This is a genomic window from Secundilactobacillus malefermentans, assembly GCF_008033155.1.
In the GTDB taxonomy this organism is placed as follows: Bacteria; Bacillota; Bacilli; order Lactobacillales; family Lactobacillaceae; genus Secundilactobacillus; species Secundilactobacillus malefermentans.
This window is the reverse complement of sequence record NZ_CP042371.1, coordinates 1,388,414-1,405,779: the sequence shown is the minus strand read 5'-3', so window position 1 is coordinate 1,405,779 and position 17,366 is coordinate 1,388,414. Positions and strand designations below refer to the sequence as shown.

Sequence of the window (17,366 nt, the reverse complement as noted above, 5' to 3'; positions counted from 1 at the left end):
TTAGCCGAAGTAATTGATTCCCATGGCATCTTGAACTTCTTTTAACGTTTGATTGGCAACAACATTAGCCTTTTCGCTACCTTTTTTCAAAATATCGTAAACACCTTCGATATCTGATTCATACGTTTCGCGTTTTGCCCGAATAGGTGCCAACTCAGCTTGCAAGACTTCGTTTAAATACCGTTTGATTTTAACGTCTCCCAAACCACCATGTTGATATTCCGCCTTTAAATCAGCCACCTTTTGGGTATCCGTATCAAAAATATCAAGGTACGTAAACACCGTGTTGCCTTCGACTTTTCCAGGGTCGCTAACGTGAATATGGTCGGGATCGGTGTACATTGACATTATTTTTTTATTGATGGTATCTTCGTCATCTGACAAATAAATGGCGTTATTAAGCGATTTACTCATCTTCGCGTTGCCGTCCAAACCAGGAATGCGGCCCATACCCTTAGGTGGGAAATAGCCTTCTGGTTCAACCAAAATTTGCTGACCATAAATTGAGTTGAAGCTTCGCGCAATTTCCCGCGTTTGCTCTAACATTGGTTCTTGATCTTCACCAACTGGAACCGTTGTTGCCTTAAATGCTGTGATATCGGCAGCTTGGCTAACTGGGTAAATGAAAAATCCAGCTGGAACACTTTGGCCGAACTTCTTTTGTTTAATTTCAGTTTTAACGGTTGGGTTTCGATTTAATCGAGAAACCGTCACGAGATTCAAGTAGTGCATGGTCAATTCACTCAATGCCGGAATTTGTGATTGAACTAAAATAGTCGATTTTTCTGGATCAATTCCGACCGCTAAGTAGTCCAAGGCCACTTGAATCAAGCTATTACGAATCTTTTCTGGATCCCGAGCGTTATCAGTTAACGCCTGTTGATCTGCAATCATAATGTATGACTCATAGTCGCCTGAATTTTGTAATTTCACCCGGTTCATTAGTGAGCCCACATAGTGCCCAATATGTAATTTACCAGTTGGGCGATCCCCTGTTAATATAACTTTCTTTTCTGTCATCATTTTCATCCTTTCAAAAAAGCGCCCCATTGTTTTCACAATAGGACGCATATGCGCGGTACCACCTAAATTGCAGTTATCACTGCCACTTCACGATAAGGGTGCTACCCACTTCAGTTTGATTTGCTAACGTCCAATTCGATTCGGCCTGTTATCTTTCACCATTGATAACTCTCTGTCGTGCCAATCTACTATCGTTAGATTAATTTCTATTGAATGTTTATATTTTAATAGTTTAATAGAAGACTGTCAAAGTTATCTGCTGTTTAATTGACATCGCAGACCTTTCCTACTAGAATTGTCAAAGCTTATCTAGAACAAATTAAAGGAGGGTCTAATTTGGCGGATACTGAAAAACAACTTGAACAAAAGCGCGTGACCAACGTGGTCCAGCAAATTGGTAACCATATTAAAAAAGTTTCGGACGATTATAAAGATGCACGCTCCGAAATGAAATTGGTCCAATCGAACTACAGCGCTAACACCTCCGTTAACTATTTCGAAGTTGATGATCGAATTGAAACATCAGCCGAAATTCAGCAGCAACGAGCACTTTCTTCTCGTTTGATTGAAAATGAACAAATTTTAAGTCGTCAATTGGCTACCTTTCGTCAATTAGAAAAATCACCTTATTTTGGTCGAATTGACATTCTGGATCCAGGTGAAACTGAACAGGAACGACTTTATATTGGCACGGCTTCATTTACTGACGAAAATCAAAATTTCCTCGTCTACGACTGGCGTGCGCCCATTTCTTCCATTTACTATAATGGGACATTGGGGAAGGTTGCTTATGAAACACCCGCTGGAATTCAACAAACTGACCTTAAGAAGAAGCGTCAATTCTTAATTCAGGACGGCGAGATAACCAGCATGTTTGATACCAACGAAACGGTTGGTGACGAGATGCTCCAACACGTTCTCGGCGAACAAAATGATGACACGATGCAAAATATCGTGTCCACCATTCAGCGAGAACAAAACGACATCATCCGGGATACGCATTCCGACCTACTTGTCGTGCAAGGCGTTGCGGGCTCTGGCAAAACCTCTGCTATTTTGCAGCGAATTGCCTTTCTGCTTTATCATAGCCGTGATGAATTGGAAGCAGACCAGATTATTCTCTTTTCACCTAATCGGCTGTTCAGTCACTATATTTCTGACGTTTTGCCTAGTTTAGGTGAACGAAATATGCGCCAAGTAACCCTTTCTGAATTTGTTAATCAACGGTTCCAGGGTCTCGAAGTTGAGTCACTATTTGACCGTTACGAAACCAGTAAGGATATCTCGGAGGCGACTCAGGAGTCTCACGATTTTAAAGAAAGTGCCGCCTTCATGAGTGCCGTTCAGGATTATTGTCAAACGTTGCCGGCCAGCCAATTTAAGTTTAATAATATTTTATTTAAGGGAAACATCTTCTTTAGCAAACAAGAAATTGAGTCGATTTATCGTGAGCTTCCTGATATGCAGCCTGCTGAACGATTCTTACAAACGAAAAACAAACTCATCAAACGGCTGAAGCATCGAATTAATGAAGAAGCCAAGTCAGCCTGGGTTGCTGAAGAAATTGATCAGCTTTCTGATGAAGACTACCACACCCTGCTTGGGAACAAAGAGCTCGGACGCTTTCAGCAAATTGATGACGAAATTCGTTACATTGCGCGTAAAATTGTGACTGAGCGGCTCCGAATTGTGTACGACGCAATTTATAATAGCTATTTCCTTGATACCTACGCGCAGTACACTGATTTTCTGGCTCATTGTCAACGTCCCGCAACGATTGATGCCAAAACTTGGCAGGAACAGACGGTTGCCTTTCAAGAAGCATTGGAATACCACCACGTGCTTTTAGATGATGTGGCGCCACTTCTATACCTCCGTGATATATTGACGGGGAGCGGCCAAAATAGGCGAATGCAACATCTTTTTGTTGATGAGATGCAGGACTATTCAGTGGCCCAATTATTGTACTTCCACCACGCATTTCCAAAAGCAAAAATGACATTCCTTGGGGACAGTGAACAGGCCCTATACCGAAACGTTGAATCACCTGACATGCTGCTGCATAAATTAAAGGATGCTTTTCATGTCAGAAAAGCGCGACTGATTAGTCTCAACCGGTCTTACCGCTCGACCTTACCAATCACAACCTTTGCAAAATCTCTCTTACCTGACGGGGATCATATTCAAGCATTTAATAGAGATGGTAAAGTTCCCACCATCGTCGTTCGCTACGATCTAGATAGCGCTATAACTGCCATGCATGACCTCATTAGTGAGTCGTTGAAAACGAATGGAACTGTTGCTATTCTGACAAAAAACATGGACGAGGCTAAACTTATCTATCAACATCTTCACCATGACTGTGACCTCACCCTATTGACGGATGCTGACCGGTCATTGCCAAAAGGCGTTTTCGTCTTACCAATTTATTTAGCTAAAGGACTCGAATTTGATTCAGTCATTGCCTGGAACGTGTCTCAAGAAAACTATCCAAGTTCACGCGAACTGGGTATCTTGTACACCATTTCTTCTAGAGCTATGCATCAATTGTCATTGATTAGCATTGGCCCGGTGACTAATTTAATTTCACAAAATGTGCCACAAACCTGCATGCAAATTGAACATGAATTTTCAAACTAAAAAAAGTTGTGACTTCAAAAGTCACAACTTTTTTTAATTTTCACCTAATTGCTTCGCCATCATCGCTTCTTTATCATCCGCTGGCAATTTATTAATTGCGTGCTTTAAAAGGAACGGCGCAATAATTGTTGCCAATACGATCACTAAAATCATATCGGAATAATAACTCTCTGATAACAGTCCTGCACTAAATCCGATTTGAGCGGTGATTAATCCCATTTCACCTCGAGAAATCATCCCCGCACCAATCATATAGTCACTTGATAAACTGAAGCCATTCATCATTGCCCCAAGCCCACAACCAACTAATTTTGTGAGGCAAGCTAACACCGTCATAACAGCAATGAATCCAATGGATTGGCCAATATGTGCAAATGTCATATTGAGTCCAATACTAACAAAGAATAATGGAATAAAAGCTGCATATCCGATGGGCTCCATGTGTTCGGCAACCACTTTTCGATAAGGAGTATGTGCAACCGCAATTCCTGCAAAGAACGCGCCAACCGCACCACTCAAGCCAACCAAATTTGCCAGCCAGGCCATGCCTAAGCAGATTACCATAGAAGTAATAGTTCGACTTGATGCCATCAACAGTTTTTCACTGATTGACATCATAAACGGGGCAATCCATTTGACAACGAAATATGTAACTACGAAGAATAAAACTTGCTCTAGTAATACGATGGCAATATTTTGTTGATGACTGTTAGCACTCAATCCCTGTGTGCCCATCAGGCTAATCATAATCGATAATAGAATGACGCCAATAATGTCATCCGCGACCGCCGCACCCAGGATAGTAGCTCCCTCTTTTGTGTCCAATGCACCATAGTCCCGCAAAACTTCAACTGAAATTGAAACTGACGTGGCACTAAAAACGACACCGATAAAAAGTGATTCAAAAGTCGATAGTCCAAATAATTTAGCAGCAATCCCCATAAATATCACTGGGAAGATAACGCCAACACAAGCAACAATAATTGCTGGTCTCAGGTACTTTCGAAGCAACGTCAGGTTACTTTCAAGTCCACCGATGAACATGAGGATAATGACGCCAATATCTGAAAATAGCTGAATGGTATTACCCAAATGGATCCAATTTAAAACGGCTGGTCCCACAATAATCCCAACCAGTATTTGGCCGATAACTGAAGGGATCCCAAGTCTGTTAGATAAGTGACCCGCAAGTGTTGTCAGCACGAGCAACAAACACAGGGTTCCTATAAATGCCATTTTATCGCCTCCAAAATTTATTGATTATTTTCGTTCGGCTGCGTTGCATTTGCAGTCATAAATCCTTTAACAAGATAAGCTGCGAGTCCAATTACAAAACCGATAATTGCCGGTAATACCCAGTCTAACCCATATGCCGCTAAAGGCAAGTAGGTTTTGTCAAAATGCAAAATGGCCTGCGCCCACCCAGCCTGTGAAATGATTGATGGTGCTGAAGCAATCGCACCGAAAAGCGCTGGAATCAGTGTAAATGCGGTTGTCCAAATATAAACGAGTGAATCTCGTTTAAATAGTGGTGAGCAAATTGATAAAATAATGAGCGTAATGGCTAGTGGATAAAGGAACATCAACATTGGCGTTGACCAAGCGATGATTGTGTCCAGTCCAAAGTTAGCAATAATAAAGGACAGACCACACGTTAAAATATTCCAAGTTTTGTATGAAATTTTTGAAAATTTATTGTGCAATGCCTCTGAAAAGGAAGTGCTCAGTCCAACCGACGTCGTTAGGCAAGTGAGTGTTGCCATAACAGCTAAAATAATTTGGCCCGTCAATCCCAGATAGTGATTTGCAATTTGACCAAATGCAATTCCGCCATCGGTTGAAATCTTGAAGTGCGCTAAACTCGTGGAACCCACCCAAATTAAACCAATATAAATGATTGCTTCAAGTCCGATTCCTAGGGCACCAGATTTTGCAGCCGTCATTGAAATATTGCGGCTCTTATGCTGTCCTAATCCTCTAATCGTCGTAACAATTGCAATGCCAAATAGTAATCCAGCGATGGCATCCATCGTGTTATAACCTTGTAGAAAGCCATTCAAGAAGGCGCCGTTTGAATATGTCGGGCCTGCAGTTGCCATTTTACTAGCCGTTCCCATCGGACGGGTAAACGCAAAGCCAAACATGATTGCTAATAATATTAGAAATGCTGGGTTTAGTAATTTTCCAATTGAGTCAATAATCCCCGTGGGCTTTCGAGATGCCCAATAGGTAATGCCGAAGAACGCAATCGAGTAAATCAATAAGTACAACGAGGTTTGATTGGAACTGATGTAGTTCCCGATTCCAATTTGGAAGGGAACTGTGGCAGTCCGGGGAGTTGCAAACAGTGGTCCTAAAGTTAAACAAACTAATATCATGAAAATGGTTGCATAATGCTTACCAATGGGCTTGGCTAATTCATAGATCCCGTTGCTATGGGTCACACTGATGGCAATAATTGCTAATAGTGGCAGAACAGTCCCAGTAATTAAAAATCCCAGACCGGCGATGAACCAATTTGATCCAGCAAGTTGTCCTAAATGAATTGGAAAAATCAGATTACCAGCTCCAAAGAACATGCCGAAAAGCATTGATGCAATTAATAGATAGTGTTTAGTAGTTAATTTTTTATCGTTTTCCATCATTATCTTCCTCTCAATTTGTCAAAAATGATTTATGAAAATTCAGTTGTCTCCTGACTCGATACAAACCACCATTGCTACCTTCATTAATCATCATCTTTTTAACCTCCTTTTTAGAAAATAAAAAACGCCCCTCAAAACTAATTAAAGTTTTAAGGGACGTTCATCGCGCGTTACCACCCATATTTATCATTATTTCGCAATAATAACCTTTTCGCGCACATACATGCGCTATCGCTTTAATGGGCGAACTCAGCAAACACTCAATTAATCGCATTTGCAACTCAGAGGTTACTTTCAAGATCCATTAGACTAATTGACTTCCACCATTGTCAATCTCTCTATAAATTCAATGAATGATTACTTTCCTCTTCAACGTTTTTCATTTAATTTTAATAGTTCTTACTGTAAACTCATTTTCAGCTGATGTCAATATGTTAGCCAAAATAACCCAGGTCGCTCGCAATCGTTGGATAGGCAAAAACGCGTTTACCAATCTGATCCATTGTTATCTTGTCATCAATAATGAAGGTGAAGTAATTGATTAATTGATCTGCCTCACCACTCATACATTCAGCACCAACGATTCTATGGCTTTCCTTTTCAAGCACAACCTTCACCACTGCCTTAGGTTCATTAAGGCGCATGTAGCTGAACCAGCTAGTAACATCAAGTTTGGTTACCTTATAATCGTCAGACTCTTTTGCTTGAGCCGTATCGACGCCCACCTTTGCCAGTTTGGGCGTCCCAAAGATAACGGAAGGAATAGCTGGATAATCGATGGCTTTGGTATTTTTACCTAAAATTTCTGCCACGACGTAATTACTATCAAAAGTTGCAACGGGTGTTAGTTTAGGGATTGATTTCCGAGAAATAACATCTCCCAATGCAAACATCGTCGAATTGCTCGTTCTCAGGTGGTCGTCCACCTTTATTCCCCTTTTATCATAATCAACATTTACTTTATCTAAACCGATATTTTCAACGTTTGGAATTCGACCAGTCGTTCCAAAGACCCGATCAACTGATAGGGAATAGCCGTTCCTATCCGTTAAAATAAAGGCATCTTCGCTTTTTTCAATTTCTGTAATATCGACATTAAAATCAAATTGAACTCCTTGAGCTTGCAACGATTTCACGAGTTCAGAAACCATATCTGAATCGAATGCTTTGAGCGGTTTATCATTATGGTGAATAATGTGCACCTCAGCTCCAGCAGTTCTTGCGATTGATGCAAATTCAAATGCCTCATATCCTGCACCAATGAAGGCCACTCGTTCAGGCATATTATCTAAATCTAAGAACTCATTGCTTGTTTCTAAGTATTGATTTCCTTTTATAGGGAGAATAGAGGGTCTCAACCCTGTTGCGATAATGAAGTTATCACCTTCTAATTCGTCACCATCAACTTCGAAATTTCCAGAATCATTAAATTGGCCGCTTGAATGATAGGTTTCAACCCCCGTCGACTGCAGCCATTTTTGGGTGTTGGCTGAAATTGGGCCCGTATACGCGCGTTTCTTCTTCATCAGATTTTCCCAATTGATTTGGGTTTCTCCATCAATACCGGTCTCTCTCAATTGTTCTACTAATCTTTTGGTTTCAATGGCACCAAGTAAAATCTTTTTAGGGTCGCATCCTCTATTAGGACATGTACCACCAAAAAATTCATTTTCGATTACCGCAACCTTTTGACCTGCGTTTTGAAGTGACGCAGCCGCACTAGAGCCGGCCACTCCTCCGCCTATGACAACAGTATTAAAGTTTTTTTTCATCATTTATCCTCCGTTCTGGGTTCTCCTTTAGCGTATCATTTAATGACTAAAATTACTGAAATGAGAACCATAAAAAAACACCCCTATTAAAGAAGTGTCATCGAAATATTTCGTAAGCCGTTTATCGGATTTGAACCAATGACGTCTTCCTTACCATGGAAGTGCTCTACCTATCTGAGCTAAAACGGCATTATTGTACCTGTTAATTTTACCATGAAATTGATTAAAGGATTTATCTATTAATGATCTTTCATATTATTAGTAGCTACATAAAAAATGACAAAAAAATAGCCTTCGAAATTAATCGAAGACCTAGTTTGCGTGGCAACGTCCTACCCTTGCAGGGGGCGATCCCCCAACTACTCTCGGCGTGCTAAAGCTTAACTTCTGTGTTCGGCATGGGAACAGGTGTATCCTTTAGGCTATCGCCACCACACTATTGAGAACTTGAGCTCTCAAAACTAGATAATATCAATTCCTTCAGAGAACACCACTTTGTGGTTAAGTCCTCGACCGATTAGTACTGGTCCGCTCCATGCATCGCTGCACTTCCACTCCCAGCCTATCTACCTGATCATCTCTCAGGGGTCTTACTTCCTTAATGGAATGGGAAATCTCATCTCGAGGTGAGTTTCACACTTAGATGCTTTCAGCGTTTATCTCATCCATACATAGCTACCCAGCGATGCTCCTGGCGGAACAACTGGTACACCAGCGGTATGTCCATTCCGGTCCTCTCGTACTAGGAACAGATCCTCTCAAATTTCCTACGCCCGCGACGGATAGGGACCGAACTGTCTCACGACGTTCTGAACCCAGCTCGCGTACCGCTTTAATGGGCGAACAGCCCAACCCTTGGGACCGACTACAGCCCCAGGATGCGATGAGCCGACATCGAGGTGCCAAACCTCCCCGTCGATGTGGACTCTTGGGGGAGATAAGCCTGTTATCCCCAGGGTAGCTTTTATCCGTTGAGCGATGGCCCTTCCATACGGTACCACCGGATCACTAAGCCCGACTTTCGTCCCTGCTCGACTTGTCTGTCTCGCAGTCAAGCTCCCTTCTGCCTTTACACTCTATGAATGATTTCCAACCATTCTGAGGGAACCTTTGGGCGCCTCCGTTACTCTTTAGGAGGCGACCGCCCCAGTCAAACTACCCACCTGACACTGTCTCCCACCACGATTAGTGGTGCGGGTTAGAGTGTTCACACAGCCAGGGTCGTATCCCACCAGCGCCTCTGCCGAAACTAGCGTTCCGGCCTCTACGGCTCCGACCTATCCTGTACAAGCTGTGCCAACACCCAATATCAAGCTATAGTAAAGCTCCATGGGGTCTTTCCGTCCTGTCGCGGGTAACCTGCATCTTCACAGGTACTTTAATTTCACCGAGTCTCTCGTTGAGACAGTGCCCAGATCGTTACGCCTTTCGTGCGGGTCGGAACTTACCCGACAAGGAATTTCGCTACCTTAGGACCGTTATAGTTACGGCCGCCGTTTACTGGGGCTTCATTTCTGGGCTTCGCCGAAGCTAACTCATCCACTTAACCTTCCAGCACCGGGCAGGCGTCAGCCCCTATACGTCATCTTACGATTTTGCAGAAACCTGTGTTTTTGATAAACAGTCGCCTGGGCCTATTCACTGCGGCTACACTTGCGTGCAGCACCCCTTCTCCCGAAGTTACGGGGTCATTTTGCCGAGTTCCTTAACGAGAGTTCACTCGCTCACCTTAGGATTCTCTCCTCGACTACCTGTGTCGGTTTGCGGTACGGGTAGTTAAACATTCACTAGAAGCTTTTCTCGGCAGCGTGACATCAGGTGCTTCCCTACTTAATTCGGTCCTCATCACAACTTGTCTACTCGGTCACCAGCATTTGACTGCTAACCAGACTCGTTGCTTGAACATTCTTATCCAACTGAATGCTCACCTTAGCCTTCTGCGTCCCTCCATCGTTCAAACACGTTTAACTAGTACAGGAATCTCAACCTGTTATCCATCGTCTACGCCTCTCGGCCTCGACTTAGGTCCCGACTAACCCTGGGAGGACGAGCCTTCCCCAGGAAACCTTAGTCATTCGGTGGACCAGATTCTCACTGGTCTTTCGCTACTCATACCGGCATTCTCACTTCTAAGCGCTCCACTAGTCCTTACGATCTAGCTTCTCTGCCCTTAGAACGCTCTCCTATCACACAACCTTACGGTTGTATCCACAATTTCGGTAGTATACTTAGCCCCGGTACATTTTCGGCGCAAAATCACTCGGCTAGTGAGCTATTACGCACTCTTTAAATGGTGGCTGCTTCTGAGCCAACATCCTAGCTGTCTATGCAACTTCACCGCCTTTTCCACTTAGCATACATTTAGGGACCTTAATTGGTGGTCTGGGCTGTTCCCCTTTCGACGATGGATCTTATCACTCACCGTCTGACTCCTGGATATAAATCTATGGCATTCGGAGTTTATCTGAATTCAGTAACCCATGACGGGCCCCTAGTCCAAACAGTGGCTCTACCTCCACGATTCTTTACTCCAAGGCTAGCCCTAAAGCTATTTCGGAGAGAACCAGCTATCTCCAAGTTCGTTTGGAATTTCACCGCTACCCACACCTCATCCCAGCACTTTTCAACGTACACGGGTTCGGCCCTCCAGCGCGTTTTACCGCACCTTCAGCCTGGACATGGGTAGGTCACCTGGTTTCGGGTCTACATCTACATACTGAAACGCCCGTTTCAGACTCGCTTTCGCTACGGCTCCGTCTCTTCGACTTAACCTTGCATGTAAACGTAACTCGCCGGTTCATTCTACAAAAGGCACGCTATCACCCATTAACGGGCTCTAACTAATTGTAGGCACATGGTTTCAGGAACTATTTCACTCCCCTTCCGGGGTGCTTTTCACCTTTCCCTCACGGTACTGGTTCACTATCGGTCACTAGGGAGTATTTAGCCTTGGGAGATGGTCCTCCCGGATTCCGACGGAATTTCACGTGTTCCGCCGTACTCAGGATCCTGAACTGAGGGCTTTCGATTTCGCTTACTGGACTTTCACCATCTGCGGTTAGGCTTCCCAACCTATTCAACTATCGAAAGCTTTGGTAACTCAAATGTTCAGTCCTACAACCCCAACAAGCAAGCTCGTTGGTTTGGGCTGTTCCCCGTTCGCTCGCCGCTACTTAGGGAATCGATTTTTCTTTCTATTCCTGTGGGTACTTAGATGTTTCAGTTCCCCACGTCTGCCGTTACTTGAGTATGTATTCCCCAAGCAACAATCATCGACTAAGATGATTGGGTTTCCCCATTCGGAAATCTCCGGATCAAAGCTTACGTACAGCTCCCCGAAGCATATCGGTGTTAGTCCCGTCCTTCATCGGCTCCTAGTGCCAAGGCATTCACCATGCGCCCTTCATAACTTAACCTAGCTATCACTTCGTGATAACGGTTAATTGAGTATGTTACGCGATATAAACTTGTTTCAAAACTCAAAAAATACGCGGTGTTCTCGGCTTTAATTAATTTATTACAATAAAATTAAAGGAAAAAATTGATATTATCTAGTTTTCAAAGATCAAATTTGAGAGTAAACCCCTCAAAACTAAACAAAGTTTCGACTTATGTGCAACCTTCCGTATTATCCTTAGAAAGGAGGTGATCCAGCCGCAGGTTCTCCTACGGCTACCTTGTTACGACTTCACCCTAATCATCTGTCCCACCTTAGGCGGCTGGCTCCCGAAGGTTACCGAACCGACTTTGGGTGTTACAAACTCTCATGGTGTGACGGGCGGTGTGTACAAGGCCCGGGAACGTATTCACCGCGGCATGCTGATCCGCGATTACTAGCGATTCCAACTTCGTGTAGGCGAGTTGCAGCCTACAGTCCGAACTGAGAACGGCTTTAAGAGATTAGCTTACCCTCGCGAGTTCGCGACTCGTTGTACCGTCCATTGTAGCACGTGTGTAGCCCAGGTCATAAGGGGCATGATGATTTGACGTCATCCCCACCTTCCTCCGGTTTATCACCGGCAGTCTCACCAGAGTGCCCAACTTAATGCTGGCAACTGATAATAAGGGTTGCGCTCGTTGCGGGACTTAACCCAACATCTCACGACACGAGCTGACGACAACCATGCACCACCTGTCATTCTGTCCCCGAAGGGAACGCCTAATCTCTTAGGTTGGCAGAAGATGTCAAGACCTGGTAAGGTTCTTCGCGTAGCTTCGAATTAAACCACATGCTCCACCGCTTGTGCGGGCCCCCGTCAATTCCTTTGAGTTTCAACCTTGCGGTCGTACTCCCCAGGCGGAATGCTTAATGCGTTAGCTGCAGCACTGAAGGGCGGAAACCCTCCAACACTTAGCATTCATCGTTTACGGCATGGACTACCAGGGTATCTAATCCTGTTCGCTACCCATGCTTTCGAGTCTCAGCGTCAGTTACAGACCAGACAGCCGCCTTCGCCACTGGTGTTCTTCCATATATCTACGCATTTCACCGCTACACATGGAGTTCCACTGTCCTTTTCTGCACTCAAGTTTATCAGTTTCCAATGCACTTCTTCGGTTGAGCCGAAGGCTTTCACATCAGACTTAACAAACCGCCTGCACTCTCTTTACGCCCAATAAATCCGGATAACGCTTGCCACCTACGTATTACCGCGGCTGCTGGCACGTAGTTAGCCGTGGCTTTCTGGTTGGATACCGTCACAACGTGAACAGTTACTCTCACGTTCGTTCTTCTCCAACAACAGAGTTTTACGAGCCGAAACCCTTCTTCACTCACGCGGCGTTGCTCCATCAGACTTTCGTCCATTGTGGAAGATTCCCTACTGCTGCCTCCCGTAGGAGTTTGGGCCGTGTCTCAGTCCCAATGTGGCCGATTACCCTCTCAGGTCGGCTATGCATCATTGCCTTGGTAAACCATTACTCTACCAACTAGCTAATGCACCGCGGGTCTATCCAAAAGTGATAGCCGAAACCATCTTTCAAACGAAAATCATGCGATTTTCGTTGTTATACGGTATTAGCACCTGTTTCCAAATGTTATCCCCTACTTTTGGGCAAGTTACCCACGTGTTACTCACCAGTTCGCCACTCATCCAATGTTAATTATCAGTGCAAGCACTTCAAATCAACGGGATGCGTTCGACTTGCATGTATTAGGCACGCCGCCAGCGTTCATCCTGAGCCAGGATCAAACTCTCATTTTAAAATGATAAGCTTTAGCTCATTATTTGTTTTTGTTGCTTACGAATTGACTTCGTTTGTTACATTTTGGATCCAACCTCGATGGGTTGAATCGCCCTGCACATTTGATTCGTCGAAACTTTGTTCAGTTTTCAAAGGTCTACATCGTGTCCGTTAGGACAACTTCTTAATACTATCACTTCCAAAACATCATGTCAACAACTAATTTTTCTGGTTGTTTAAATGATAATTGGCGATACGCAACAGCGCATTAACAAATATACCAACAATACTGTTTGGAGTCAACACTTTTTAAAAAAAATATCCTCTTCCGAAATGGAAGAGGATACCCCTATTTAATACGAGCTAAGAAATAGCGCTTTTTACCTTTACGAACAACAACAAACTTCCCATCAAAATGGGTAGCTGGATTAATCTCTGCATCTGTATCCTGGACCTTCTCACCATTAATTCTAACGGCTCCGTTTGTGACGTCTTCTCTTGCTTGGCGACGAGATGGTTCAATCTTTGTAACGTCGACCAACCATTCAACGATGTTTTTCTTTTCATTAGTCACGTCAACTGAAGGCATATTCTTGAATCCTTGTTCTATTTCATTTGCCGTAAGATCTGCAACATTGCCAGAGAAAAGAGCTTTGGTGATGTTTTCCGCCTCTTTAACGGCATCTTTTCCGTGAACGAATTCTGTTACCTCTTCAGCTAGGCGGCGTTGTGCTTCCCTTTTTTCAGGAGCGGTCTTAACCTTATCTGACAAGTCATTAATTTCATCCTCGGAAAGGAACGTAAAGTACTTGAGGTATTTCACAACATCCCGGTCATCCTGATTAATCCAGAATTGGTAGAACTCATATGGTGAAGTTTTCTCAGGATCAAGCCAAACAGCACCACCCTCAGTTTTTCCAAATTTGGTTCCGTCTGCTTTTAACATTAATGGAATCGTGAGTCCATATGCCTTGGCATCCGCTCCCTTTATCTTATGAATGAGATCAATCCCTGCAGTAATATTACCCCATTGATCAGCGCCACCAATTTGGACTTGTACATCTTCATTTTCAAATAAATGTAGAAAGTCAATTGACTGTAGAATCTGGTACGTAAATTCAGTATATGAGATTCCTACTTCAAGCCTTGATGCAACAACTTCCTTGTTCAACATCGTATTCACGTTAAACAGCTTACCGTAATCCCTCAAGAAATCCAAAAGAGATAGCTTAGAAGTCCAATCGTAGTTGTTAACAATTTTAAATGACCCGTCCTGGCCAAATAGCTTTTCCATCTGACCAGAGATTTTCCGAGCATTGTCTTCAACAACGTCCATTGTCTGTAACTTACGCTCAGCCTTCTTGCCACTTGGGTCACCTATTGATCCCGTTGCGCCACCAATAACAATATATGGGCGATGGCCCGCCAACTGGAATCGTTTGAGAATCATAAAGGGAATTAAGTGCCCGATGTGCATTGAGTCTCCGGTAGGATCAATCCCAACGTACAGTCCAACCTTCTTCTCATCAACTAAATCATTTAATCCTTTTTCATCTGTTTGCTGATTAATGGCATCCCGCCATTTTAATTCATCAATAATATTCATTCCATTTCCTCCTTATAAAATAAAAAAATCCCCAATGGCAAATACCATTAGGGACGAAATTAATTTCCGCGTTACCACCCAAGTTATTTTTGGAATTCCAAAAATCTCTCAAGCATCGATAACGGAATGACCCGCTAAAACTTAGTAGCTCCATCAGCGTAATTCGTAAGTCGAGTCGCTTAGCTCACAGCACCCGCTAAGTTTCTTCATCGTTGCTCGACATTACTACTTCACTGCTTCATTGCTTATGACGTTAATCATACAAATCCATCCCTCAAAAGTCAACGATTCTCACGACTAGTTTCTAAAATAAGTTCATTTGGGATAATCTGCTTCGTTAAAATCGGCAAACAAAGCGAACTTACGTCACCTAATTTTGATTTATCATTTGAATCATGATGAATTCCGACAATTAAGATCGATTTATTCCTCAATAGTTTATTTTCATTTAAGTCATAGGTTAAATCCGTTAACGCAACTTCCGCATCTAAAAATCTGGCGACCTTAGGATGACGTCTATCTAACTTTGACTGCACCATGTTAATAATATGACCATTCTCACTCAGAAACGGGGACACCTTTTTTGTGAGCATATAGCTGCCCCGAGGAACCGTATGGAAAACCGCATCCACGCTGCCCCAAAAATTTTGCACAACTTCAACCAGTTGGGTCGCATTTTCCACGGAACTCCAATCACCTTCCGAAATAATCACGCGCCCACCTGCTTCATCAATCCTAAATGCAACTTCAAACGCCATCAATGGTTCCCGATTATGCATGAACAAAACTTCAGCGCCTTCGCGGGCAACTAGGATTGCAAGTAAGGCACCAATTCCTTCTGCATCATTGGTAATGACGATCTTCTTGTTGGTCAAACGGTCTTGCTGATCATATAACCGCACCAGCTTATCAATTTCATTAAATTGGTTTCTAACTGTTTTCATCTTATTCACCTCTCAGTTCCACTTTTTCTTTTATAATATAGTAGAAAAGTGTCCATTCTATTGCTTAAGAATGAATAATTTATGAACCTTTTTAAACTAGACTTTGAGGTGATTATCATGATTCAAATCCGACGTGCTTCAATCGCTGATGTAGATGAACTCCTATCAATCAGTCAATTAACCTTTGTCCAAACTTTTGGTCCTCACAACACTGAGCAAGCTATCAAAACCTACCTAACCCAAAATTTAACCCTTGAAAAACTGGCAACCGAACTTGTCGATCCCCGTGCGCAATTTTTCGTTGCTATCGATAATGGCCAAATGGTGGGATATCTAAAGGTTAATGAATTTGGTAGCCAAACTGAAAGCGGCCTCTCCAACTCTCTCGAAGTTCAGCGGATTTACGTTTTAAAAAAAGATCAATCAAAAAAAGTTGGCCAAGAACTCATGAAGTTAGCAATCAAGATTGCGCATGAGTTAAAGGTCAACTATGTTTGGCTGGGTGTCTGGGAAAACAACACTAAAGCAATTATCTTTTATGAACGGTTTGGTTTCAGAAAATTTGCCATCCACACTTTTCATATGGGCACCCATCCCCAAAACGATTTACTAATGAAACTCATTATGTAGTAGAAAATAAAAAAGCCGTATAATACGGCCACCCCAGATTTTATCTATTTAATTCGCTTCCCTGCTGTTTCCAAACTAGCTGTGACCAATCTATGAATCAATCCCTCCGACCAATTTTTCTAAAAACTGTAAGCTGCTATCCCGATAGGCATCAAAAATTCGTCGAAAATTCTCAATGGTTGGCAACTCACTTACCCATTTAACAGAAGTAACATTTTGATTCTCAGTCAGAATTTGATTGACCGGCGCCCTCATTTCACTATAGACAACGATTGCTGGACAAAATTTAGAATCAAAAGTACGAATAGATTTAATTTGCATCCTATTATGCATCATATAACTAAACGCATCTAAATTAATATTTTCAAGCTGTGTATCCATAAAAATGGTTGCTGTCTGTCCAAGCGTCTCCAAAACGGAAATGACTGCATAAAACAACATTGCTATCTTATTAACTCGATTGCCACTCACAACTTCCAAATTAGACTCGAGCAGAACTTTCGCAGCTGCTGCCCTAAGCTCAACGAAATTACCTGGTTTTTCACCGACCATAAATCGATCGAGATAAGTCGAACTTGTCACCGGAAAATCTCCGAAGAACATGATCATTAGCATATAGCCGATAACCCGTAACTCAAGTTTGCCTAAATAGGGTCTATCCGAATCCGTAACCTCATCTTCATGCCAAATTGCTCGCCAAGCGGGACTCTTATGCATGCCATTGAGTAATTTAACAATTTCATGATACGGCATTCGACTAATAAACTCTGGCCCATATTTCATCACAAACTTTAACGTATTCGTCTGCGTTAATGCCTCTTGTCCAGATAGGCTGTAGTTTCCCATTAGATACTGCGTCAAAATCGACGTACCAGAAGTGAAGTTTAAATCCATAAGTTCGACGAAGATATCGCCCCTTAAA

At 43.0% G+C, this 17,366-nt stretch carries 9 protein-coding genes, 1 tRNA gene, 3 rRNA genes and 2 other annotated features; of the genes, 2 read left to right on the top strand and 11 right to left on the bottom strand.

From position 1 onward, the window contains the following. Positions 1-1,020: a tryptophan--tRNA ligase gene (trpS, locus tag FGL90_RS06750; RefSeq protein WP_029327638.1), complete on the bottom strand. Its 1,020-nt coding sequence runs from the start codon at positions 1,018-1,020 to the stop codon at positions 1-3. Positions 1,021-1,359: 339 nt separating this feature from the next. On the opposite strand from trpS, the gene helD reads away from it, so the two are divergent. Then, entirely contained in the window at positions 1,360-3,663 is a 2,304-nt protein-coding gene (gene helD / locus FGL90_RS06745) for an RNA polymerase recycling motor HelD (protein ID WP_147657464.1), read from the top strand. Between the two features lie 33 nt (positions 3,664-3,696). Here helD and FGL90_RS06740 read toward each other — a convergent pair whose 3' ends face one another. The 9 genes from FGL90_RS06740 to FGL90_RS06700 all read right to left on the bottom strand — a co-directional run bounded on the left by FGL90_RS06740 (position 3,697) and on the right by FGL90_RS06700 (position 15,814). Continuing rightward, entirely contained in the window at positions 3,697-4,899 is a 1,203-nt protein-coding gene (locus tag FGL90_RS06740) for a cation:proton antiporter (RefSeq protein ID WP_147657463.1), read from the bottom strand. Between the two features lie 17 nt (positions 4,900-4,916). Then, positions 4,917-6,305, bottom strand: coding sequence for a branched-chain amino acid transport system II carrier protein (gene brnQ, locus FGL90_RS06735; RefSeq protein ID WP_147657905.1), 1,389 nt, complete (start codon positions 6,303-6,305; stop codon positions 4,917-4,919). 152 nt (positions 6,306-6,457) lie between these two features. Further along, positions 6,458-6,690: a binding site (T-box leader), on the bottom strand. A 52-nt stretch (positions 6,691-6,742) separates the two neighbouring features. Next, positions 6,743-8,083 carry a dihydrolipoyl dehydrogenase family protein gene (locus FGL90_RS06730; RefSeq protein ID WP_147657461.1) on the bottom strand — a complete coding sequence of 447 codons (1,341 nt, stop codon included), beginning with the start codon at positions 8,081-8,083 and terminating at the stop codon, positions 6,743-6,745. 112 nt (positions 8,084-8,195) lie between these two features. Next, positions 8,196-8,269 (bottom strand) — tRNA-Thr (locus FGL90_RS06725). Between the two features lie 130 nt (positions 8,270-8,399). Then, a 5S ribosomal RNA gene (gene rrf, locus FGL90_RS06720) occupies positions 8,400-8,516 on the bottom strand. A 61-nt stretch (positions 8,517-8,577) separates the two neighbouring features. After that, positions 8,578-11,496 (bottom strand): 23S ribosomal RNA (locus FGL90_RS06715). A 222-nt stretch (positions 11,497-11,718) separates the two neighbouring features. After that, a 16S ribosomal RNA gene (locus FGL90_RS06710) occupies positions 11,719-13,284 on the bottom strand. Together the 16S, 23S and 5S rRNA genes with 1 tRNA gene alongside form the textbook arrangement of a ribosomal RNA operon. A gap of 329 nt (positions 13,285-13,613) precedes the next feature. Then, positions 13,614-14,870, bottom strand: a complete 1,257-nt coding sequence (tyrS, locus tag FGL90_RS06705; protein ID WP_147657459.1) for a tyrosine--tRNA ligase — start codon at positions 14,868-14,870, stop codon at positions 13,614-13,616. Between the two features lie 46 nt (positions 14,871-14,916). Further along, positions 14,917-15,121: a binding site (T-box leader), on the bottom strand. 30 nt (positions 15,122-15,151) lie between these two features. Beyond that, entirely contained in the window at positions 15,152-15,814 is a 663-nt protein-coding gene (locus FGL90_RS06700; protein ID WP_147657457.1) for an SDR family NAD(P)-dependent oxidoreductase, read from the bottom strand. Positions 15,815-15,931: 117 nt separating this feature from the next. On the opposite strand from FGL90_RS06700, the gene FGL90_RS06695 reads away from it, so the two are divergent. Then, positions 15,932-16,444: a GNAT family N-acetyltransferase gene (locus tag FGL90_RS06695; RefSeq protein WP_187240407.1), complete on the top strand. Its 513-nt coding sequence runs from the start codon at positions 15,932-15,934 to the stop codon at positions 16,442-16,444. Positions 16,445-16,534: 90 nt separating this feature from the next. Here FGL90_RS06695 and FGL90_RS06690 read toward each other — a convergent pair whose 3' ends face one another. Next, positions 16,535-17,290 carry a hypothetical protein gene (locus FGL90_RS06690; protein WP_147657454.1) on the bottom strand — a complete coding sequence of 252 codons (756 nt, stop codon included), beginning with the start codon at positions 17,288-17,290 and terminating at the stop codon, positions 16,535-16,537. Between the last annotated feature and the right edge of the window lie 76 nt (positions 17,291-17,366).

Bases quoted from the DNA above. Each gene is read 5' to 3' on its own strand.
- FGL90_RS06695 (WP_187240407.1), top strand. From the start codon at position 15,932: ATGATTCAAATCCGACGTGCTTCAATCGCTGATGTAGATGAACTCCTA.
- FGL90_RS06730 (WP_147657461.1), bottom strand. From the start codon at position 8,083: ATGATGAAAAAAAACTTTAATACTGTTGTCATAGGCGGAGGAGTGGCC.
- FGL90_RS06690 (WP_147657454.1), bottom strand. From the start codon at position 17,290: ATGGGAAACTACAGCCTATCTGGACAAGAGGCATTAACGCAGACGAAT.
- FGL90_RS06700 (WP_147657457.1), bottom strand. From the start codon at position 15,814: ATGAAAACAGTTAGAAACCAATTTAATGAAATTGATAAGCTGGTGCGG.
- FGL90_RS06740 (WP_147657463.1), bottom strand. From the start codon at position 4,899: ATGGCATTTATAGGAACCCTGTGTTTGTTGCTCGTGCTGACAACACTT.
- tyrS (WP_147657459.1), bottom strand. From the start codon at position 14,870: ATGAATATTATTGATGAATTAAAATGGCGGGATGCCATTAATCAGCAA.
- brnQ (WP_147657905.1), bottom strand. From the start codon at position 6,305: ATGGAAAACGATAAAAAATTAACTACTAAACACTATCTATTAATTGCA.
- trpS (WP_029327638.1), bottom strand. From the start codon at position 1,020: ATGACAGAAAAGAAAGTTATATTAACAGGGGATCGCCCAACTGGTAAA.